The following is a 21,201-nucleotide window of genomic DNA, read 5'->3' as shown; positions in this document are numbered from 1 at the left end:
TGACGGCATGTTGCCCACTGTCGCTGACCTCGCCGACCGCCCCGAACTGGGGCTCACGGTGCTGGCCGGGCAGGTCACCGCGGCACAAGCGCCGGTGGAGTGGGCGCACGCCATTGACCGCACCGACGTGGACCGGTGGATCGCCCCCGGCACCTTAGTATTGACCTCTGGGTTCCAGATGCCCGCCAGCGGCGCGGGCCTGGCCCACGAGATCGACCGCCTGCACGCTGTCGGGGCCGCCGCAGTTGCCATTGACCTGGCTGGCCGGTGGTCACAGGTGCCCGAGGAACTCATCGAACGGGGCGTGGAGCTGGGTTTCCCGGTGCTGTCGGTGAAGCCGGAAGTGCCTTTTAGCACGGTGGTACGCACTGTGGCCGAGGCGGTGACAGCTGCCCGGGTGCGCTCACTTTCCGACGTTGTGGAGCAACAGGCCGCCCTGGTGCGCTCATTGCTGCGAGGGGGATTGCCGCAGGTACTGGCGGATTTCGGTACCCGCTATAGCGCGATGGTGGCGGTGTTGAATAACAGTGGCGCCACTTTGGCGTCTTTCGGCGATACCAATGACACTTTGCCGCGCCCACCGTTTAGCCCATCGGTGGGGCCGTCGCGCCTGCACCGGGGCGGCACCCGGATTGTGCGGCCGCTAACTGGTGTGGTGTCCAGCCACGGTGCGTTGGTGGTGGACTGCCCCACGCCCATCGCCCCGACGGAACACATCCTGGTCAGCCATGTGGCCGCGTTGGCTTCGCTGGCATTATCGCGTTCGCTGGCGGTGCATGAGATTGAGCAGCGGCTGCGCGGGGAGGCGATGCGTGCGATCCGTTCCGGCCGTGTCCCGCCGCGGGAGCAGCTGGCGTTATTCCAGCTCAGCCCGGTGTCAACAGTGCGGGCGTTGGATGTGCGCACCAGTGGTGTCCCGGCGGAGACGGTATCGGAGGAGCTGCACGGGCTGGGCTGTAATTTCCTGCACGCCACGACGGCTACTGGGCATCTTATTGTCCACGATGGCTCCGATGAGATCGCGGATCTTTTAGCTAAACGCCTTGGCCGTTCGGCGCGTATCGGTGCTGGTGACCCGATGGTTCTCACCGAGGTGGACGTGTCGATTCGCCAGGCCGAGTTGGCGGTGCCGCGGCAGGGCAGCGGCATTCGACGGATCAGCGATATGCCCGCCCATGAACTTGTCTTAGGTGTGCTCAGTGAGGATGCCGCCGCGATTCTTGCGGGCGGGTTATTGCGCCGGCTGGAGGAACACGACGCCGCCACGGGTGATGAAACAGTTGCAGCGGCCGAGGCTTTTTTGGAAGCCAACGGCCGCTTTGAAGCGATGGCGCGTCGCCTGGGGGTGCACCGCCAAACCGCCCGGTCGCGTGCGGACCGCATTGAGGAAGTCCTCGGCGTGAGTCTGGATGATCCGGATACCCGCGCGGAACTGTGGTTGGCGTTGCGCTCCCGGCTGGCCTAGCTCACCAGGCCCACCTAGTTCAGTGGCGGCGGCGGGGTCCGGTAGGTCGGCGGGGTTTCGGACATGGTCAACGGGTTGCGTACCGACGTTGATTCCCCGATGGTCACCGCTGGTTCCAGGCCAAGTTTCTCGGCGAACGTGAACGCCGAGGCGATGTCATTGACCGGGCCGCAGGGCACCCCACCCTCGCTGAGCAGCTCGAACCATTCGTCGGCACCGCGGGCGAGGAAGGCGCGTTCGAGGAGTTCACGCAGCTCTTCGCGGTTTTGTACGCGCACTGGGTTCGTGGCGAAGCGGGGGTCGTCGGCAAGCCAGTCCAGCTCGAGGACCTCGCAGAAGCGTCGGAATAGGGAGTCATTACCGACGGCCACGGCGATGCTGCCCGCACTGGTCGAATAGACCTCATAAGGCGAAATCGACGGGTGCCGGTTGCCCATTGGTTTGGCGACAACACCGGCACCAACAAACGCCGAAGCCTGGTTGACCAGGGAAGATAATGAGCAGGCGAGGAGGTTCGTGGTGACTTTCTGGCCTTTGCCGGTTTTTTCCCGGTGATGCAGGGCAGCGAGCACACCAAAGCCCAAGTGCAGGCCGGTGAGCACATCGACCAGCGCCACACCCACCTTGACCTCGTGGCCGGGGGCCTCACCAGTAATCGACATCAGGCCACCAATGGCTTGGACGACAAGGTCATAGCCGCCGAGTTTGGAACCATCGCCCTCACCGAAACCGGACAGCGAGGCATAAATAACCCCGGGGTTTTCCGCCACGATGTCTTCGTAGCCCAGGCCATGCCGACGCATCGTGCCGGGCCGGAAATTCTCGATCACCACGTCGGCACGCAAAGCCAGTTCGCGGGCCTTTTTCGCGTCCTCGGGGTCGCGCAGGTCCAGGCAGATGGACTTCTTATTGCGGTTGACCGCCGCGAAATAGGTGGCCTGCCCATCGGGGCCATAAGGCGGCCCCCAGGATCGGGTGTCATCGCCAGCGCCGGGGCGTTCGACCTTAATGACCTCCGCCCCGAGATCCGCCATCAGCATGGTGGCATAAGGGCCTGCGAGCACACGGGAAAAATCGGCAACAATAATGCCGTCGAGTGCGCCTCGGGGGTGTTCAGTGTCGGTCATCGCGGCCACCTTCCTAGATACATCGTCGTGGTTTTCGTGAAGAATTCGAGCGCGGCTTGGCCCTGTTCCTTCGGCCCGAACCCGGAGGCCCCATTGCCGCCGAAGGGCACGTGCGGGTCCGCCCCGGAGGTCTCGGAGTTGATATGCAACATGCCGGTGTGCAGCTTGTCGACGGCATCAAAACTGGCGGCCAGGGAATCGGTGAACACAGCCGCCGATAGGTTGTACGGGCCACAATCAGCCGCGGCGAAAGCCTCCTCGGCATCGCCCACACGTAAAACAGCCAGCACCGGGGCGAATAATTCATCCACCCACAGTTCGTCATTGGTGCTGCTCACCTCGATAACAGTGGGATCGAGGAAATAACCGCCGGCGCAACCGGGCACCTCAGGCACCCCGCCACCGGCAATCAGGGTGGACCCGCCGGAGACAGAACGACGCACCGCAGCCAGGGCAGTATCGCGCGGGCCGGCGTCGACCATCGGCCCCATAGCGACACTGTGATCCAGGGGATCGCCGGTGCGTCGGGCAGCCAATTCGCTGCTGAGCAGACAAATGAAATGGTCAGCGACCTCATCGACGACAGCCACCCGGGAAGTGGCGGTGCATTTTTGGCCACTGCTGTTGAATGCGCCATTGATGACCTGGGTGACCGCGTGCGGGATATCCGCGTCGGCAAGCACAATCGCCGGGTTTTTACCGCCCAGCTCGGCCTGGACGGGCACCCCGACGGCGGCGCAGGAAGCAGCAATAGTTCGGCCCACCGCAGTGGAGCCGGTAAAAGTCACCGCGGCGACGCGAGGGTCGGTGAGCATGGCGTTGGCATCCGGGGTCTCCGGGAGCACCAAGTTCACCACCCCGGCGGGCAGGCCGGCCTCATGCAACGCCGAGGCAAAACGCATCGCCAGCAGCGGCACCTTATCGGCAGGTTTCCACACCACAGTGTTGCCGTGGATCAGCGCCGGGGCCATCTTCCATGCCGGAATAGCGATGGGGAAGTTAAACGGAGTGATACAGCTGACCACACCAACCGGGCGCCGAATAACCTCAATGCGTTCCCCCACCCGCGGGGAGTGGTAGACCTCACCGGCCTCCCGGTCAGCCTGGCCGGCCTGGTACTCCAGCACCTGGGCGGCACGGGTGACCTCACCAACGCCTTCGGGCAGGGTTTTGCCTTCCTCACGGGTCAGCTCCGCGCCCCACTCCTGGGCGTGCTCGCGAATAATCGCCGCGGCCTTGCGCAATACCGCAGCGCGGGTGGCCATCGCGGCATTGGCCCAGTCCTCGCGGGCGGCGTCAGCGTCGGCAAGCGCTTGGTCAACCTGCGCCGCACTGGCGTACCTGCCCCGGGCGACAACCTCATCCGGGCGGGTCGGGGAGGTTGAGGTCAACTGAGCGCCATCACCGGCAACCCACTTTCCGCCGAGGTAATGCAGAAATTCGACGGGGGCGGGGTTCATCGGAAGGCCGCCTCACCGGTGAGGGCATTGCCGATAATGAGCTGATGCATCTCCGCGGTGCCCTCGTAGGTGAGCACCGATTCGAGGTTATTGGCGTGCCGGATCGGGGAGTATTCGGTGGTGATACCGGAAGCGCCAAGCAACGTGCGGCATGTGCGCGCGATATTGAGGGCCTCCCGGGTGGAGTTGAGTTTGCCCAGGGAGATGGACTCCACCGGCAGTGTGCCGGCGTCCTTCAGTCGACCCAACTGCAGGGCCAACAGCAGGCCCTTATCCAGCTCGAGGACCATATCGGCCAGTTTGGCCTGGGTCAGCTGGTAGCTGGAGAGCGGCTTGTCGAAGACCTGGCGTTCCGCGACATAGGCCAGAGTCTGCTCAATGCAGTCGCGGGCGGCACCGAGGGCGCCGAACATGATGCCGAAACGCGCCTCGTTCAGGCAGGACAGTGGCCCGCGCAGGGACGTTACCTTGGGCAGGCGGGCGTCATCGGAGACGCGTACATTATCCAGCACCAGCTCAGAGGTAATCGAGGCGCGCAGCGACATTTTGCGGTGGATGTCGTTGGTGGTGAAACCGGGGGTGTCCTTCTCTACGAGGAAACCGGCGTAGCCCTCGTCGGTACGGGCCCACACCACAGCGACGTCGGCGAGGCTGCCGTTGGTGATCCACATCTTGGAGCCGTTGAGGACCCAGCCGTCGCCGTCGCGCCGGGCGTTGGTGCGCATGCCGCCGGGGTTGGAGCCGAAGTCCGGCTCGGTCAGGCCGAAGCAGCCGATCGCTTCACCGGCGGCCATTTTCGGCAGCCAGTGGTTCTTTTGGTCTTCGCTGCCCCACTTGTGGATGGCGTACATCGCCAGCGAACCCTGGACGGAAACGAAGGAACGCACCCCGGAGTCGACGGCTTCGAGTTCCAGGCAGGCCAGGCCGTAGGCCACCGCGGAGGTGCCGGCGCAGTCGTATCCGTCGAGGTGCATGCCGAGGACCCCGATATTGCCGAATTTCGGGCCCAGGTCCCGGGGGATGGTGTGATCTTCAAACCACTGGTCGATATGGGGGCGCAGTTCGGAGTCGCAGAAATTGGCGACGGTGGAGCGCATCATGCGTTCTTCGTCGGTGAGCATGCCGTCGAAGTCGATCATCTGGGTGGGGGTAAGAGCCATGGGAATGTTCTCCTTTATGAAAATGGGTGGGGGCTTGCCGACGGTGGCAGCTGTTAGCGGGCGATTTCCTCAGTGAGAATCTGCAGGCCGTCATCGAGCAGTTCATCGCTGATGCTCAGTGGCGGCAGGAGGCGAATGACATTGCCGTGGGTGCCGGCGGTGAGCACGATGACACCGCGCTGTTCACAGCGGCGGGCGATATCGGCGGTGCGGGCGGCGTCGGGTGTGTTGCCGTCGGGGCCGACAATTTCGACGGCGATCATGGCGCCGCGACCCCGGATTTCGCCGATCGCGGAGGTGTTGGCCTGCGCTTTTTCGAAGGCGGCGGTGATGCGCTGGCCGATCTGGCGGGCGCGGTTGGTTAAGTCGTCGCGTTCGATGAGGTCAAGGACTGCCAGCGCGGCGGCGCAGGCGACGGGGTTGCCGGCGTAGGTGCCGCCGATGCCGCCGCGGTGTGCGGAGTCCATGATGTCCTTGGCGCCGACAACGGCGGAGATGGGCATGCCGCCGCCGAGGCCTTTGGCCAGGGTCATCAGGTCGGGGACAATATTTTCGTCTTCGCAGGCGAAGAGGTCGCCGGTGCGGGCGAGTCCGGTTTGGACTTCGTCGGCAACGAAGAGGATGCCGCGTTCGTGGCAGAAGTCCACCAGGCGGGGCAGGAAGCCCTTCGGCGGGACGATGAAGCCGCCTTCTCCTTGGATGGGTTCGAAGACGATGCAGGCGATATTTCCCGCGCCGATCTGGGCGTCGACGAGTAGTTCCAGCTGGGAGAGCACGTCGTCGGCTGCGGATTCTGCGCCGCCGGGCCAGCGGAAGGGGTAGGGGCTGGGGGCGCGGTAGATATCGCTGGGGAAGGGGCCGAAGGACTGTTTATAGGGCGCGTTTTTGGCGGTCATGCCCATGGTCATATTGGTGCGGCCGTGGAAGGCGTGATCGAACACGATGACGCCGGTGCGGCCGGTGTGTACGCGGGCGTATTTGACGGCATTTTCCAGGGCTTCGGCGCCGGTGGAGAACAGGGCGGTGCGTTTTTCGTGGTCGCCTGGGGTGATGGTGTTGAGGCGGTTGGCTAGTTCGACGTAGCCGGTATAGGGCTGGTTGAGGAAGCAGGTGTGGGTGAGTTTTTCGGCCTGGTCGGCGATGGCTGCGGCGACCTCGGGGGCGGCATTGCCGACGGTGGTGGTGGCGATGCCGGAGCCTAAGTCGATGAGGTGGTTGCCGTCCACGTCGACGACGATGCCGCCGCCGGCGGTTTGTGCCCAGGTGTGCTGCCCGGATTTGAGGCCTTCGGGGAGGTTCTTTTCGGCGAAGGCGGTCCATTCCTGGGATTTGGGGCCGGGGATATCGGTGATAAGTGTGCGTTTTTGGGGGATATCGTGGCCCGTTGGTGTTGAGGATGCGGGGCTGGGGGTAGTCGACATTGGCGCTCCTCCGGTGCAGCCATGACAGAACGTCATGGGGTGGGAAACTATTTTGTGTTCACGATCACTTTGTGGTGGCGCAGCCCCATAAATCCATCGACATTCCGGTGAACGCTAGGCGAAAATTTCACCATGATGGCGATTAAGCTTTGGTATGCAAATCAATAAAGTGGCGCTCATCACGTTGTAGCACCCCGCGCAACCGAAGTATCGGCCACCCCAGCGGCGTAGCGGCTTATGCCGCAGTGGCCGAGAGGAGGTCCCGATGACAGCTACCCACAGCCAACCAGCCGACGCTGGCACACAAGGCGATAAAGGGGGTGATGACCTCCGCCCCGACCTGTCCAAGCGCCACCTCACCATGATCTCCATGGGCGGCACCATCGGTGCAGGCTTCTTCGTCGGCCTCTCCGGCCTTATCGTTGTGGCAGGCCCGGCCGCCATTTTCACCACCATGATCGCCGGCGCCATCGTGTACCTGGTCATGCGCATGCTCGGCGAAATGGCCGTCGCCCGGCCCTCCACCGGTTCCTTTGTCGACTACGCCCGATTCGCCATGGGGCGCTGGGCTGGCTTCGCCACCGGCTGGCTGTACTGGTACTTCTGGGTGATTGTCGTCGGCATTGAAGCCGTCGTCGGCGGCGACCTCATTGCCCGATGGGTGCCATCGATCCCGCAATGGCTGACCTCTGTGGTCATCCTGGTCATCATGATCTCGGTCAACCTGCTGTCGGTACGCAGCTTCGGTGAGGCCGAGTACTGGTTCGCCGGCATTAAGGTCGCGGTTATTAGCGCCTTTATCGTTGCTGGCATCGCATTCCTGCTGGGGCTGTGGGATGGGGCAGAACCCAATACCGCCCAGGTCGCCAACCTCTTCGACTACGGCGGATTCGCCCCCAATGGGGTCAGCGCCATATTCGTAGGCGTAGTCACGGTGATCTTCTCAATGACCGGCGCCGAGCTGGTCACCATCGCTGCGGCAGAATCCTCCCACCCCGCCGACTCCATCCGGCGCACCACCCAGACCGTCGTCGTGCGTATCTTGGCTTTCTTCGTTATATCCACCGCGCTACTGGTCATGATCTTGCCGTGGAATGAGTACGAAGCCGGAATCTCGCCGTTTGTTGCGGCCCTGGATTCGATGGGCGTCACTTTCGCGGCTGACCTGCTGAACTTCATCGTGCTCGTCGCCGTGCTGTCCTGTCTTAATGCAGGCCTCTACACCGCATCGCGCATGATCTTCACCCAGGGCCGCAATGGTGATGCTCCCGGCTGGATGACCCGCGTCAACAGTCGTGGCGTGCCCACCGGCGGCATCCTGGTGTCGGGCCTGGTGGGTTTTATCTGCGTAGGTGCTGGCTATGTCTGGCCGGACACCATCTTCCTCTACCTGGTCAATTCTTCCGGCGCTGTGGTGCTATTCGTCTACGTGTTCATTGGGCTGTCCCAGATCATCATGCGCCCGCGTTTCGAAATGGCAATGGCCGATAAGGGCGGGCTGAGCTTCAAGATGATTGGTTGGCCAGTGGTTCCGGCGCTGATTACCGGCCTCATTGTGGTCATTATCATCGCGATGGGCTTGCGGGAAGGCACCCGGGCCGAGTTCACCCAGTCGATGATTTCGCTGGTGGTCTTTGTGGCTATCGGCCTGTTCCTGCAAAAGACCGGCATCCGCGGCTCCTATGAAGGTGTGCCCATCGAGCTGCCCGACACTGTGGAATCTGATGACTACTCGCCTGGCCGGATCTACGAGGACGCGCAGTTCGCACACCGCGACCATGACAAGACCCACCACGGTTCGAAGGAGACCAAGCGCCCGGACTAGCGCGCCCGGACTAGCGCCCGGCAGCGTCCTGTCTTGTCGTCGAGAAACCCCCAGTGTCCTGCGCTGGGGGTCTTCTTATCTCGGCTGCCGGAAAAATAATCTGACTTGAGTGGAACAGACTCAACCTTTGGGGCGTTACATCTAGTGAGAACCTACACTGGGTCGCGCAATTGAGTCTGTTGAACTCAACAATGTGCCGGCCGCCTACGAAAGGACAAAGACAATGTCGTTCAATCCGACGACGAAGACAAATGAGGCCCTCTCGGCCGCACTGAAGTCGGCGTCCGCCGCCGGCAATCCCGATATCCGCCCCGGCCACCTGCTGGTCGCACTACTCGAGCTCGAAGACGGTATTGCCGCCCCGCTGCTTGCGGCTACCGGCGTTGAGCCCAATGCCACGCTTACCCGGGCCCGCGAACTGGTCACCGGCTACCCCACAGCGTCGGGCTCTAATATGGCCAACCCCCAGTTCAACCGGGCCGCGCTCAACGCCCTCACCGCTGCGGAGGAACTCGCTAGCGAACTTGGCGACGAGTACGTCTCCGCGGAGATCCTCCTTATTGGTATCGCCACTGGTGATTCTGAAGCAGCCACCATGTTGCAGGAATCCGGTGCCACCCCCGAGGCGCTTAAGGCCACTCTGACCAGCGTCCGCGGTAACCGCCGGGTCACCTCTGAGGACCCGGAGGCACAGTTCCAGTCTCTGGAGAAGTACGCCACTGACCTGACCGCTCGCGCCCGCGAGGGCAAGATCGACCCGGTTATTGGCCGTGATTCTGAGATCCGCCGCGTTATCCAGGTGCTGTCGCGTCGTACCAAGAACAACCCGGTGCTAATCGGTGAGCCCGGCGTCGGCAAGACCGCCATCGTCGAGGGGCTTGCCCGACGCATTGTGGAGGGCGACGTGCCTGAGTCCTTGAAGGGCAAGACGCTCATGGCGCTGGATTTGGGCTCGATGGTTGCGGGCGCGAAATACCGCGGCGAGTTCGAGGAGCGGCTCAAAGCTGTGCTCGACGAGATTAAGCAGTCCGACGGCCAGATCATCACCTTCATCGACGAGATCCACACCATTGTTGGTGCGGGCGCTACCGGTGAGGGCTCGATGGACGCCGGCAATATGATTAAGCCCATGTTGGCCCGTGGTGAACTGCGCCTGGTCGGTGCCACCACGCTCGACGAGTACCGCAAGTACATCGAGAAGGACGCTGCTCTGGAGCGTCGTTTCCAGCAGGTTTTCGCCGCCGAGCCGTCGGTGGAGGATACCGTCGGCATCCTGCGTGGCCTGAAGGAACGCTACGAGGTGCACCACGGTGTGCGGATTACCGACTCGGCCTTGGTGGCCGCGGCGACCCTGTCGGACCGCTATATCACCAGCCGGTTCCTGCCGGATAAGGCCATTGACTTAGTTGATGAGGCCGCCTCTCGGCTGCGTATGGAAATTGACTCCTCCCCGGAGGAGATCGACTCCGCGGAGCGTATTGTGCGCCGCCTCGAGATTGAGGAGATGGCCCTGGAGAAGGAGACCGACGCGGCCTCCCAGGACCGGTTGCTGAAGCTGCGTGAGGAACTCGCCGATGAGCGCGAAGCCCTCAATGAGCTGAAGACGCGGTGGCAGACGGAGCTGTCCTCGATTGATGAGGTCCGTACTATCCGCGAGCAGCTTGATGAGCTGCGCACTGAGTCGGAGAAGGCCGAGCGTGAGGGCGACTACGGTCGTGTGGCCGAGTTGCGCTATGGCCGGATTCCGGAGTTGGAACGCAAGCTTGCCGACGCTGAGTCTGAGGTCGCCGATGATGAGCAGGCCAATAACGCCATGCTCAAGGAGGAGGTCACTACTCAGGAGGTCGCTGAGGTCGTCTCGGCATGGACGGGTATCCCGGCCGGCAAGATGATGCAGGGCGAGACGGAGAAGCTGCTGGCGATGGAGTCGGTGCTGGGTGGCCGTGTGGTTGGCCAGCATGAGGCCATTAGTGCGGTTTCTGATGCGGTGCGCCGGACCCGTGCTGGTGTGTCCGATCCGAACCGTCCGACTGGTTCCTTCCTCTTCCTTGGCCCCACTGGTGTGGGTAAGACCGAGCTGGCGAAGGCGCTGGCGGAGTTCCTCTTCGATGATGAGCGCGCCATGGTGCGGATCGATATGTCCGAGTACGGCGAGAAGCATTCCGTCGCCCGGCTGATCGGTGCCCCTCCGGGATATGTCGGTTATGACACCGGTGGTCAGCTCACTGAGGCTGTGCGGCGCCGCCCGTACACGGTGGTGCTCTTCGATGAGGTTGAGAAGGCGCACCAGGATGTATTCGATGTATTGCTGCAGGTCCTCGACGAGGGTCGGCTTACCGACGGCCAGGGCCGCACGGTCGATTTCCGCAACACCATTTTGATTCTCACCTCGAATCTTGGTGCTGGTGGTGACCGCGAGCAGGTGATGGCTGCGGTGAAGGCCGCGTTCAAACCGGAGTTCATTAACCGCTTGGACGACGTTGTGGTCTTTGAGTCGCTCTCCGCCGACCAGTTGCGGGGCATTGTGGATATCCAGATTGGGCAGCTTGCTGACCGGTTGGCGCAGCGTCGCCTGACGTTGGATGTCTCTGATGAGGCGAAGGGGTGGTTGGCTGAGCGTGGCTACGACCCGGCCTATGGTGCCCGCCCGTTGCGTCGTCTGACCCAGAAGGCAATCGGCGACGAGTTGGCGCGACGCTTGCTCGCTGGTGATGTCCGCGATGGTGACCGGGTTGAGGTCACTGTGGCCGAAGACGGTGAGTCGTTGACGGTCGTCGGTTATGACGAGGAAGGCGAGCCGCGGGGCTAGTTAGTGGCTCCGGGGGCTGGCCAGTCCAGCCCACGCCGCGGCCACGCCTCGCCCCGGCGCCGACCCCCGGCCCGGCCACATAAACCCGTACCAATTGCGCAGATCCGTGCGAATTTCCGTACGGATCTGCGCAATTGGTACGGATCTGGCTGGTGCGGGCTGCCGGGACAGGTCAATCGGCAGACCCGCTAGTTGTTAAAACTCAACCTTGCGCGAGGTGGTCAGTTTCGCGTTGACGAAGCGGGTCAAGAACGACGGCGAGAAGTGCGAACCCAGGAACATCAGCTTCGACTGCAGGCCCACCGGGAAGTGCACCTTGGCGGGCTTATCGGGCTTTGCCTGCAGGCCGTCGGTAACGACCTCGACAATGGTGGAGGCCACATCGTCGGTGGTCAGGCGCACTCCCAGGCGCTTGGTGCCGTCGGTTTCCACGTCGTCAAGCATCCCGGAGTTGGTGAACAGCGGCATGATGTCGGCAACGCGGATGCCTTCCGGGCGCCATTCCAGTTCGAGGGCCTCAGTGAAGCCAGAGATCGCGAACTTCGAGGAGGAGTAGACGGCCATATCCGGGGTGCCGTAGATCGCGGCGGCCGAGGAGATGTTGATCAGCTGCGGGCGCGATGTGGTCTGCGGCACGGCGGCCTTGAGGTGGCTGTGGGCGGCGCGGGCACCGTAGATAACGCCCTTGACGTTGACGTCGATGATGGCGGAGTCGCCCTTATAGGAGTTGTCGATGAACTCGCCGCCGTAGAGGATGCCGGCGTTGTTGATTAGCAGGTCAAGGCGACCGGCCTGGGAAACGAAGTCGTCGAGGGCTTCTTCCCACTGCTCCGGGTTGGTCACGTCGAGCGTGCCGACGATGGCGCCGGGCACGTCTTCGGCCCAGGACTGATCCCCCGAGATGTCGTACACGCCGACGGTCCAGCCGTCGGCAAGAAGCTTTTCGGCGGTGGCGCGGCCGATGCCTGCGCCCGAACCGGTGATGAATGCGTTGTACTTAGTGGTCATGCTCGGAAGGATATATCCATATCCAAAAACAGGAAAGCTTAAAACAGGACAGAGATCCTGCACACAGCAGGTGTGGGGGTCCAGCGGGGTTGCTCTGTCCAGGTTTTCAGCGCCCTGCCGATTTGGCGCAATGAACCTAAGCTTCTTGTTATGAGCACGTGCTTGACGCCCCGGGAACTGCGCGACCTGATCCGTTCCGGAACCAAGGCGGCGATTATCGACGCCCGGTGGACGCGTTTTGGCCGTCCTTATAGCAATTACGCAATGGCGCATATCCCGTTGGCGCTGTACTGCGATCCGGTCTTTGACCTGGCCGGTATCCCTGACCGGCAGGAGGGCCGCAATCCCTTGCCGGAGGTGGATCAGATTCGTCGGGCGGTGCGCCGCTGGGGGCTGCAGGAGGGCCAACCTGTGGTGGTGTACGACGATGGTGATGGCCAATTTGCCGCCCGGGCCTGGTGGTTGCTGACGTGGGCGGGTATTTCGGGGGTGCGCACCCTCGATGGTGGTATGCGGGCTTGGGAGGATGCTGGTTTTCAGACTGCTGGTGGCCCAGGCAACCTGCCGCATCGCGGCGATCTTGTGATTCGCCCGGGCAGTATGCCGACGGTGGATATTGATCAGGTGCGGAGTTGGCCGGCGCATGGGGTGCTGATCGATTCCCGGCAGCAGGTGCGTTTTTCTGGTTCTCGGGAGCGGCTCGATCTTCAGGCTGGCCATATTCCGGGCGCGGTGAATATCCCGGCTGAGGAGTTCGTTAAGCCGGAGGGCGGTTTTATACCTAAGCAGGAAATCCGGCAGCGGCTTGCCGACGTTGGCGTCACCGTCGGCACTGATGTTGCGGTGTATTCGGGTTCGGGTGTGCATTCGGCACTGTTTATTCAGGCGATGCATGAGGCCGAGATTTTTGGTGCGTCGATGTATGTCGGTGGGTGGTCGCAGTGGTCAGGTGGCCAGGGCAACCCGATCATTCATAGCTAATCGGCGGCTTATCCCCACGCCGTGGTGGGCGCGGTGAACTCGGTCGCTTTGCTTTGGCCATTAGAATCGGCAGGGATGGAAACTATCCTGTTTGCCGCCGCCGTCCTTCTCTTCGTTGCTGCGGCCGCGCTGCTGTATGTGGATTCCCGACGCCGGAGCTCATCGGGCGATCGGGAACAGTCGCCTGCGATGGATCCGGTACGGGAGCTGCGCGCCGAGCCGAAGGTCCAGCCCGAAGCTGAACCCGCGCCGGAGCCCGAGCCTGAGCCCGCGCCGGAGCCGGATGCCGAGCAAGACACCGAGCCCAGTGATGAAGCCAAGCCGCTGATCGTGCCGGCCAGAATCCGGCGTACTCCACAAGGCGACATGCCAAACGGTTTCGACGAGTGGTTGCATTCCGACGATCCGGGGCAGCCACAGCCACAGCCGCAGGCGCCGGAGCAGGAAGAATACGACGATCCAGAACCGGTCGAGGCTGAACCAGTTGACCCCGAACCTGTCGAGGCCGAACCGGTCCCGGTGCCGCCCAGCCCGGAGCAGCGCCCGCTAGAGACCGACACCGATGCCCATGCCAGCCAGTCGCGTCTGCGCGGCGGTATCGGCGCGGTCGCTAGCCGGCGTCGCCGTCGGAAAGCCCGCCGTAAGTGGGCGGATAAACGCAAAGCCGCGTACTCCAAGACCGATAAGGGTGTCGCGTCGATGTGGCAGCGCGTTCCCGACGGTGAAGTCCGCGATGTGGTCAGCGGTTTCGCCCACGGGCGGGAAATGCACGTCGCCGATATTGACGAGGTCACGGTGATTGCGCTGCGGCGCTCAGTGGGTTCCGCTGAGGTGCTGGAGTTCTCCCGCGACGGTGGTTCCGACCTGCCAGAGGTAGGCCTGGAAGACGATGTATTGGTTTCCGCCAGCGAGCCGGAACTCATCCACCGCATTTTCGACGACCGTGCCCATGAGGTGCTGCGCAGCATCCCCGGTTTTGTTGATGCCATGTGGGCAGAAGGGGAATGGGCGCTGGCAATGATGTCCGCGGCCACCGGGCCGGAGCACTGGAATGCCACGTTCGCGCCGCTGGCAGATTTTGCCGATATCGCCCGGCGACTGCCGCCAGCCACCGATAGCCTCGGCGAGCTTGACCCCACCGTGTGGGGCCCGACCCGCCCGCAGCCGGCTGAGCATGATGAAAACACCGGCGGTTATCTCGTCGGTGTGCCAGACGCCCCTGCCGCAGAACCCCATCATGAGGATGAGGACCCGGTATGGCGGCCGGACCCGCAACCCACCCCGGAGCCGGTGGAGATGCCGACCCGCTCGGTAGCTACCCGGATGGGGGAAGGGGAGTTCCGGGATCTCGGTGAGGACGATAATGACTTACCGGCCTTGGGGGAGGACCCGGAACACACTCGGGCGACACCGCACCGGGGACGGGTGGTGCGCCCCACCGATGCCCCGTCGGATCTTTTCGCCACCCCGGCCTCGTCTGAGCCCGAGCCTGCGCCCGAGTCCGAGCCCGAGCCTGCGCCGGATGCTGAGCCTGAGCCCGCGCCCGAGCCGGAGGACTCCGACATTATCGACGTCGATATCGTCGAATCCGACAACACCGACACCGACTCGCGTTAACCCTGCACCAATACCTGCCCCCAAGGAGACCGTTATGTCTGATCGCGCCCGCCTGGCCGAACTCGTCAAGGAGCTCGCCGTTGTGCACGGCCGGGTCACCCTGTCCTCCGGCAAAGAGGCCGATTACTACGTCGACCTGCGCCGCGCCACGCTGCAGCACGAAGCCTCCCGACTCATCGGCAAGCTACTGCGCCAGCTCACCGAGGATTGGGACTACGCCGCAGTGGGTGGGCTGACCCTGGGGGCGGACCCGGTGGCAACCTCGATCATGCATGCCGACGGCCGCCCCATCGATGCTTTTGTGGTGCGCAAGGAAGCCAAACGCCACGGCATGCAGCGCCGTATCGAAGGCGCCAATGTGGAGGGCGCCCGGGTGCTGGTGGTCGAAGACACCACCACGACCGGAAATTCCCCGTTGACGGCAGTTGCTGCTCTGCGCGAAGCTGGCGCTGAGGTTGTTGGTGTGGCCACCGTGGTGGATCGCGCCACCGGCGCCGCCGACGCGATCCGCGCTGAAGGGCTGGAATACCGCAGTCTGCTGGGCCTGGCCGACCTCGGCCTGGACAACTAAACACCCGCCATCCAAGGAGCTTTCCATGTCTACCTCCCGCCAGCAGTTCACTGATCTCGTGGCCCGTCGTCTTGATGACGCCGCCACTGCGGCATTGACCTCCCTGCGACGCGCCACTAAGGAACCAGAACGTGCTGCCTACCTGGGCGCATGGTCAGTGAATGTGATCAGCTCCGTTGCTGGCTGGGAGAAGCCACGCAAAATCTCCAAGACTGCGTTGATGCCGCTGTTAGCTGTTGGTGTGGTGCGCCACCGCAAGGAGATCGGTGACGTCGGTACGGCCGCCCTGGTATCTGCCGCCGGCCTGGGCTGGTTGGGGGATCTGGTGCTGATGCCGCAGAAGCCAAACCTCAATGCGGGTGCGGTGCCGTTTGCGGGTAATCACCTCATCTACCAGTGGTTGCTGCACCGCGCCGGGGCCCGCCATGACCAGGTGCGCACGGGGGCGCGGGCAGTGGCCTGGGCTGGTGCGGCTATTGCCTGCGCGGCCTCGACACCACGATTTTTGCCGGCCTCGCTGGGCTACGGCGCCATCCTGGGTGCCACGTCGGCACTTGGCGATGACGGGCGCCTGCTGGAAGGGCTGCCCGCCCCGGAACGCGATTCGGCAGACCCCCGCTACGCCATTGGGCTCGGCGGCAATATGTTCATGCTTTCTGATGCCCTGCTGATGCTGCGTGCCGCTATCGGTGAGGACACCCGCGCCGGGCATATCCTCGACGGCGGTGTGATGGACACCTACGCCTTGGCCCAGATGCTGCTTATCGACGGTCTCTGCGCTACTGAAGCCAACCGTGACTAAACCCGAGCCAGGCCGCGGCCCCACCGAATGGCATGAAGCCCGGATCGGGATGGGCCCCTGGGAGCAGGAGTTCCCCGGGGTGCCCGTGCCCACCGACGAGCGCTATGACCAGGAGTTGCTTGCCGACGGCGACCGCCGCAATGTTGTCGATGCGTACCGGTATTGGACCCGGGAGGCGATTGTTGCCGATATCGATACCCGTCGGCACCCGCTGCATGTGGCGATCGAGAATTTCGAGAATGACGCCAATATCGGCACGGTGGTGCGCACTGCTAATGCCTTCGCTGCGGCGGCGGTACATATCGTCGGTAAGCGGCGGTGGAATCGACGTGGCGCCATGGTCACCGACCGCTACCAGCACCTTTATCACCACAACACTGTGGATGAGGTGATGGCCTGGGCGCGCGAGCACGACCTGACGGTGATTGCAGTGGATAATGTGCCAGGCTCAGTTCCGCTGGAAACGACCAGTCTGCCGCGGAATTGTTTGCTGCTGTTTGGCCAAGAAGGCCCGGGTGTGACCGAAACGGCCCGGGAGCAGGCGGCGGCGACGGTTTCGATTGCCCAATTCGGTTCGACGCGGTCCATTAATGCTGGTGTTGCCGCTGGTATCGCGATGCATGCGTGGGTGCGTGAACATGCGGATCTGGGCAGTGCGTGGTAGGTCATTAGCGCCGTTGGTAGTGAATGGCGTTACGGGCGGTATGCTGTCAACAAACAGATGGGGATACCTACTTCTGCGGCGGGGTGGAAGGCACTGACGGCATGGCAGCGTTGAATGATCCGACACGCGCGGGCGCTGAGAACTGGGCATATCGCGCAGATATGGCCGAACAAGGCATCCGCGAGCGCCACGCATCCACCCTGTGGTCCATCCCGCGCACCAACCTCGCCGTGGTCTCCTGGCCCGCCCCCACCCAGCACAAACTCTTCTTCAGCTGGCATTACTGGTGGCAGGCCCACTACCTCGACTGCCTTATCGACGCCTACCTGCGGCTGCCGTCGAAAGCTAAAGCCCGCGCAGTGCAGGACACCATCCGGGGTATGCGCATCCGCAATCTGCAGCAGTTCACCGCCAATCGCTACTACGATGACCGGGCCTGGCTGCAGCTCGCACTGTGCCGCGCTGACCGTGAGCTTGGCCGAGGCAGCCCCCGTCGGCGGGCCACCGCACTGTTGAGCTCACTCAGTGACGGTATTGACCCGGATATGGGCGTGCTGCCCTGGCGCGTCGGAGACCTGTTCTTCAACGTCCCAGCGAACGGCCCGGCGGCGATCGCTTTTGCCCGGCATGGTCGTATCGACGAAGCCCGCAGCCTGGTGGACTGGGTTTTCGACAATCTCATTAATGAAAATGGCCTGGTGATGGACGGGGTGCGCCTCGTCGTTGGCGACCAGGACATTCAGCGCAATGTCTATACCTACAACCAGGGCGTCATGATCGGCGCGTGCCTGGAGATCGCGAAAGGACTGCGCGAACGCGGGGACCGGGACCGCGCTACCCGCTACCTCACGCGGGTGTACAACCTGGTGCACGCTGTGGTGATGCACCAGGCCACCGCGAATAACGTCATCAAGGGCGGCGGTGGCGGCGACGGCGGGCTATTCAACGGCATCCTGATCCGCTATCTTGCGCAGGCCGCGATAGAACTTCCCGACGATGACCGCATGTCGCGGGCAACCCGACGGATCTGCCGCCGCATAGTGCTCTCAACCGCCGAGTCGGCATGGCAGCGCCGGTTGGAAGTCGATGGGCTGCCGCTATTCCCAGCAGACTGGACCGATGACGCGACCTTCCCGCAAAGCGGCGGGCTGGTGTCGGCCAATGTTGGTGGCACCACGCGCGGATCGTCGGTACGCGAACGCGATCTGTCAGTGCAACTATCAGGCTGGATGTTGATGGAGGCAGCCGCGGCTGTCGCTGCTCATCAGGTCGAAGACGACACTGTTTAACCGCTGTTGCCGGGCCTGGGTCGAACCCGGCACCGGGCCGTCGGATGGGGGTAGCGGGAAGCGGCGTCGGCATGCTTAACGCACATGGCTGCCAATACTGGAAAACGCAGGCATAATCGACACCAGAAGGGGCGCCACCGCGCCCGCGCCACATGATTACGGAGGTTTGTCCATGCCCATCGCCACTCCCGAGGTCTATAACGAGATGCTGGACAAGGCCAAGAAGGGCGGCTTCGCCTACCCGGCCATTAACTGCACCTCGTCGGAAACCATCAACGCTGCGCTGAAGGGCTTCGCTGAGGCCGAGTCCGACGGCATCATCCAGTTCTCCACGGGCGGCTCCACCTTCGGTTCCGGCCTGGGGGTGAAGAATATGGTCGCAGGTGCCTCCGCACTGGCCGCATTCGCACATGAGGCCGCCAAGCACTACGGCATCAACGTTGCGCTGCACACCGACCACTGCCAGAAGGAAGTTCTCGACGAGTACGTCCGCCCCCTGATTGCTATCTCCCAGGAGCGCGTCGACCGCGGCGAGCTGCCGCTGTTCCAGTCCCACATGTGGGACGGCTCGGCCATCCAGATCGACGAGAACCTTGAGATCGCCCAGGAACTGCTGGCTAAGGCTAAGGCCGCCAACATCATCCTCGAGGTCGAAATCGGCGTCGTCGGTGGCGAAGAAGACGGGGTTGAGGCCAAGGCCGGGGCGAACCTGTACACCACCGCTGAGGACTTCGAGAAGACCGTCGACGCCCTCGGTGTGGGCGAAAACGGCCGTTACCTGCTGGCCGCTACCTTCGGCAATGTCCACGGTGTCTACAAGCCCGGCAACGTGAAGCTGCGCCCGGAGGTCCTCGATATGGGCCAGAAGACCGCCACGGAAAAGCTGGGCCTCAGCGACGGCTCCCAGCCCTTCGACTTCGTCTTCCACGGTGGTTCCGGCTCCGAGAAGGAGAAGATCGAGGAGGCCCTGCGCTACGGCGTCATCAAGATGAACGTTGACACCGACACCCAGTACGCCTTCACCCGCCCGATCGTGTCCCACATGTTCGAGAACTACAACGGCGTGCTGAAGGTCGACGGCGAGGTCGGCAACAAGAAGGTCTACGACCCCCGCTCCTACCTGAAGAAGGCCGAGCAGGGCATGTCCGAGCGCGTTGTCGAAGCCTGCCGTGACCTGCACTCCATCGGCACCAGCGTCTCCAAGTAGTAACGACCACAGCGCTGCATAGCGCACCAGGTCAGAACACAGCGACCCCATCTGCCTTCCCGGCAGGTGGGGTCGCTGCATAATGGGGCCATGGAAATGAAGGACATGTTGGCTCCGAAGCCGGTGCACCTACCCGCGCTTGAGGTCTCCGGCACCACTCCCGCCGAGCGCATCCGCTCCAACCCGCTGCACTCGGAATCCTGGGCGGACCTTTCCGAGGCCGCACTCGATGCCGGCCGGCCGATTGAGGCTTATGCCTACGCCCGCACCGGCTACCACCGTGGCCTAGACCAGTTACGTGCGAATGGCTGGAAGGGCTTCGGCCCGGTGCCGTGGTCGCATGGGCCCAACCGTGGTGTTCTGCGCTCTATCGCCCTGCTGGGGCGCGCCGCCCGCGAAATCGGCGAGACCGCCGAATACGACCGGTGCCTGGCACTGCTGCAGGACTGTGACCAGTCCGCCGTAGGCGAAACCGGAATTTAGTAGCTGCCTCGCCCATGCCTGAACATCACCGCCCCGCCACGGACTACGCCAGCAGCCTGACGCACCCCGCGTCCCGGGCCTCTGCGGCGCTGCGTCGCCGCGCCCGGCCCCGCACCCGGTTTCTGCATGGCATCCAGGAAGTCCGGTCCCGGTGGCTGCTTATTGTGCAGGCCTCGCTCGCCGCCGGCCTGGCCTATTTCGTCGCCAAGGACGTCCTGGGCCATCTCAACCCATTCTTCGCGCCTATGGCGGCGTTCATCAGCATGAACGTCATGATGTACGGGCCGCGAATCCGGTTCTCCGTGGAGCTGGTCATCGGCGCCACGCTTGGTGTGGGCATCGGCGATTTCATCATTGGTTGGCTCGGCCCCGGCACCTGGCAGCTCACCGTCGGTGTGCTGGTGGCGATGACCGTGGGAGTGTTCGTCAACCGTGGCCCACTGGTGGTTAACCAGGCAGCCAGTTCTGCTGTGCTGATTGCCACAATTATCCCGCCTGGGTCGGCGACGTCCTATCAACGAATGATTGACGCCCTGGTCGGCGGCCTGGTCGGTATTGCGGTGATGTCGATCATCCCCCGAAACCCGGTTGCAGAATCGAAACGCTCCATCGCTCGGGTCATCGACCTGATGGGCGCAATTTTGTACGACGTTGCGCGTGGCCTGGAAAATGACGACGCGGACCGCATTCGCACCGCACTGCAGGTCGCGCGTGCCTCCCAGGGCACGATTACGCACATGTCGCAGGTGGTGGCCGACGGCAATGAGCTGGCGAAAGTCTCACCGGTGTGGTGGGGCAGACGAGCGGCGCTGCGGAGCCTGCGACGTGTGGTCAATCCGGTCGATAACGGAATCCGCAATACTCGTGTGCTGGCGCGCCGGGCGATCACTGTCACCGAGGACCGTGTGCACGTGCGCCCGGAGATTATCGAGATGCTTGCCGGCGCCGCTGAGTGCGCCTATATGGTGCGCCATATCGTCGACGATGTGGCGGAGTTACCCGCCGCGCCCGCCTATGGCGCGCCGGAGCCGGTCGACTCCCTCCAGATGCTCGACAGCGTTACCCCGGAGGAAACGATCCGACGGCTGAAGATGCTTGCCGCCACGATGGGGATGGAAAATATCTCCGGAGCGACTCTCTCAGAGATCATGATCTTCGGTCAGTGCCGGTCGATCGTGGTCGACTTATTGCAGGTGTGTGGAATGTCGCGGCTGTCGGCTGTGGCAATGCTGCCGCCGACGGTGGAACAGCCCGCTATGCCCCCAGAGGTCTGGGGGAGTCCTATCAATCGCAAGAAAAAGCCCTAACGGTT

General features: G+C 63.4%; 17 protein-coding genes. 12 read left to right on the top strand and 5 right to left on the bottom strand.

The annotated features are described in order from the left end of the window. Positions 1-7: 7 nt before the first annotated feature. Positions 8-1,465 carry a PucR family transcriptional regulator gene (locus KRX51_RS08800; protein WP_218362763.1) on the top strand — a complete coding sequence of 486 codons (1,458 nt, stop codon included), beginning with the start codon at positions 8-10 and terminating at the stop codon, positions 1,463-1,465. Between the two features lie 14 nt (positions 1,466-1,479). Here KRX51_RS08800 and KRX51_RS08795 read toward each other — a convergent pair whose 3' ends face one another. Genes KRX51_RS08795 through gabT form a run of 4 tightly spaced genes read right to left on the bottom strand, consistent with a single transcriptional unit; the run spans position 1,480 to position 6,633 of the window. Next, positions 1,480-2,592: a CaiB/BaiF CoA-transferase family protein gene (locus KRX51_RS08795; protein WP_218362762.1), complete on the bottom strand. Its 1,113-nt coding sequence runs from the start codon at positions 2,590-2,592 to the stop codon at positions 1,480-1,482. Next, positions 2,589-4,052 carry an aldehyde dehydrogenase family protein gene (locus KRX51_RS08790; RefSeq protein WP_218362761.1) on the bottom strand — a complete coding sequence of 488 codons (1,464 nt, stop codon included), beginning with the start codon at positions 4,050-4,052 and terminating at the stop codon, positions 2,589-2,591. The genes KRX51_RS08795 and KRX51_RS08790 overlap by 4 nt, the downstream gene beginning before the upstream one ends. Then, positions 4,049-5,212, bottom strand: coding sequence for an acyl-CoA dehydrogenase family protein (locus KRX51_RS08785; protein WP_218362760.1), 1,164 nt, complete (start codon positions 5,210-5,212; stop codon positions 4,049-4,051). Before KRX51_RS08785 ends, KRX51_RS08790 begins: the two co-directional genes overlap by 4 nt. A 53-nt stretch (positions 5,213-5,265) precedes the next feature. Next, positions 5,266-6,633: a 4-aminobutyrate--2-oxoglutarate transaminase gene (gene gabT / locus KRX51_RS08780; protein ID WP_255549586.1), complete on the bottom strand. Its 1,368-nt coding sequence runs from the start codon at positions 6,631-6,633 to the stop codon at positions 5,266-5,268. Between the two features lie 265 nt (positions 6,634-6,898). Here gabT and KRX51_RS08775 point away from each other — a divergent pair, with 265 nt between their 5' ends. Continuing rightward, a complete protein-coding gene (locus KRX51_RS08775; protein WP_218362758.1) occupies positions 6,899-8,458 on the top strand; it encodes an amino acid permease in 1,560 nt (519 codons plus the stop codon). Positions 8,459-8,681: 223 nt separating this feature from the next. After that, positions 8,682-11,267, top strand: a complete 2,586-nt coding sequence (gene clpB / locus KRX51_RS08770) for an ATP-dependent chaperone ClpB (protein WP_218362757.1) — start codon at positions 8,682-8,684, stop codon at positions 11,265-11,267. 195 nt (positions 11,268-11,462) lie between these two features. On the opposite strand, the gene KRX51_RS08765 is transcribed toward clpB, so the two are convergent. Next, the gene (locus tag KRX51_RS08765; protein ID WP_218362756.1) at positions 11,463-12,275 is read right to left on the bottom strand and encodes an SDR family oxidoreductase; all 813 of its coding nucleotides are present in this window, start codon (positions 12,273-12,275) and stop codon (positions 11,463-11,465) included. A 150-nt stretch (positions 12,276-12,425) separates the two neighbouring features. Here KRX51_RS08765 and KRX51_RS08760 point away from each other — a divergent pair, with 150 nt between their 5' ends. The 9 genes from KRX51_RS08760 (at position 12,426) to KRX51_RS08720 (ending at position 21,196) form a co-directional block, all read left to right on the top strand. Further along, positions 12,426-13,256 (top strand): sulfurtransferase, encoded by an 831-nt coding sequence (locus KRX51_RS08760; protein ID WP_218362755.1) that lies wholly within the window; start codon positions 12,426-12,428, stop codon positions 13,254-13,256. A 75-nt stretch (positions 13,257-13,331) separates the two neighbouring features. Continuing rightward, the gene (locus tag KRX51_RS08755) at positions 13,332-14,873 is read left to right on the top strand and encodes a hypothetical protein (protein ID WP_218362754.1); all 1,542 of its coding nucleotides are present in this window, start codon (positions 13,332-13,334) and stop codon (positions 14,871-14,873) included. A 34-nt stretch (positions 14,874-14,907) separates the two neighbouring features. Continuing rightward, a complete protein-coding gene (gene pyrE, locus KRX51_RS08750; protein ID WP_218362753.1) occupies positions 14,908-15,444 on the top strand; it encodes an orotate phosphoribosyltransferase in 537 nt (178 codons plus the stop codon). A 25-nt stretch (positions 15,445-15,469) separates the two neighbouring features. Beyond that, positions 15,470-16,246 carry a lysoplasmalogenase gene (locus KRX51_RS08745; protein WP_218362752.1) on the top strand — a complete coding sequence of 259 codons (777 nt, stop codon included), beginning with the start codon at positions 15,470-15,472 and terminating at the stop codon, positions 16,244-16,246. A gap of 49 nt (positions 16,247-16,295) precedes the next feature. Continuing rightward, entirely contained in the window at positions 16,296-16,910 is a 615-nt protein-coding gene (locus tag KRX51_RS08740; protein ID WP_218362876.1) for a TrmH family RNA methyltransferase, read from the top strand. A gap of 101 nt (positions 16,911-17,011) precedes the next feature. Further along, positions 17,012-18,199: a glycoside hydrolase family 76 protein gene (locus KRX51_RS08735; RefSeq protein WP_218362751.1), complete on the top strand. Its 1,188-nt coding sequence runs from the start codon at positions 17,012-17,014 to the stop codon at positions 18,197-18,199. A gap of 172 nt (positions 18,200-18,371) precedes the next feature. Further along, entirely contained in the window at positions 18,372-19,406 is a 1,035-nt protein-coding gene (fbaA, locus tag KRX51_RS08730) for a class II fructose-bisphosphate aldolase (protein WP_218362750.1), read from the top strand. A 96-nt stretch (positions 19,407-19,502) separates the two neighbouring features. Beyond that, positions 19,503-19,889 (top strand): DUF3151 domain-containing protein, encoded by a 387-nt coding sequence (locus KRX51_RS08725; RefSeq protein ID WP_370625089.1) that lies wholly within the window; start codon positions 19,503-19,505, stop codon positions 19,887-19,889. A 14-nt stretch (positions 19,890-19,903) separates the two neighbouring features. Beyond that, positions 19,904-21,196: an aromatic acid exporter family protein gene (locus KRX51_RS08720; RefSeq protein ID WP_218362748.1), complete on the top strand. Its 1,293-nt coding sequence runs from the start codon at positions 19,904-19,906 to the stop codon at positions 21,194-21,196. Positions 21,197-21,201 lie beyond the last annotated feature (5 nt).

Source organism: Corynebacterium sp. TAE3-ERU12, from assembly GCF_019209905.1.
Classification (GTDB): domain Bacteria; phylum Actinomycetota; class Actinomycetes; order Mycobacteriales; family Mycobacteriaceae; genus Corynebacterium.
The sequence above is the reverse complement of the archived record's forward strand: the minus strand, read 5'-3'. Positions and strand labels throughout refer to the sequence as shown.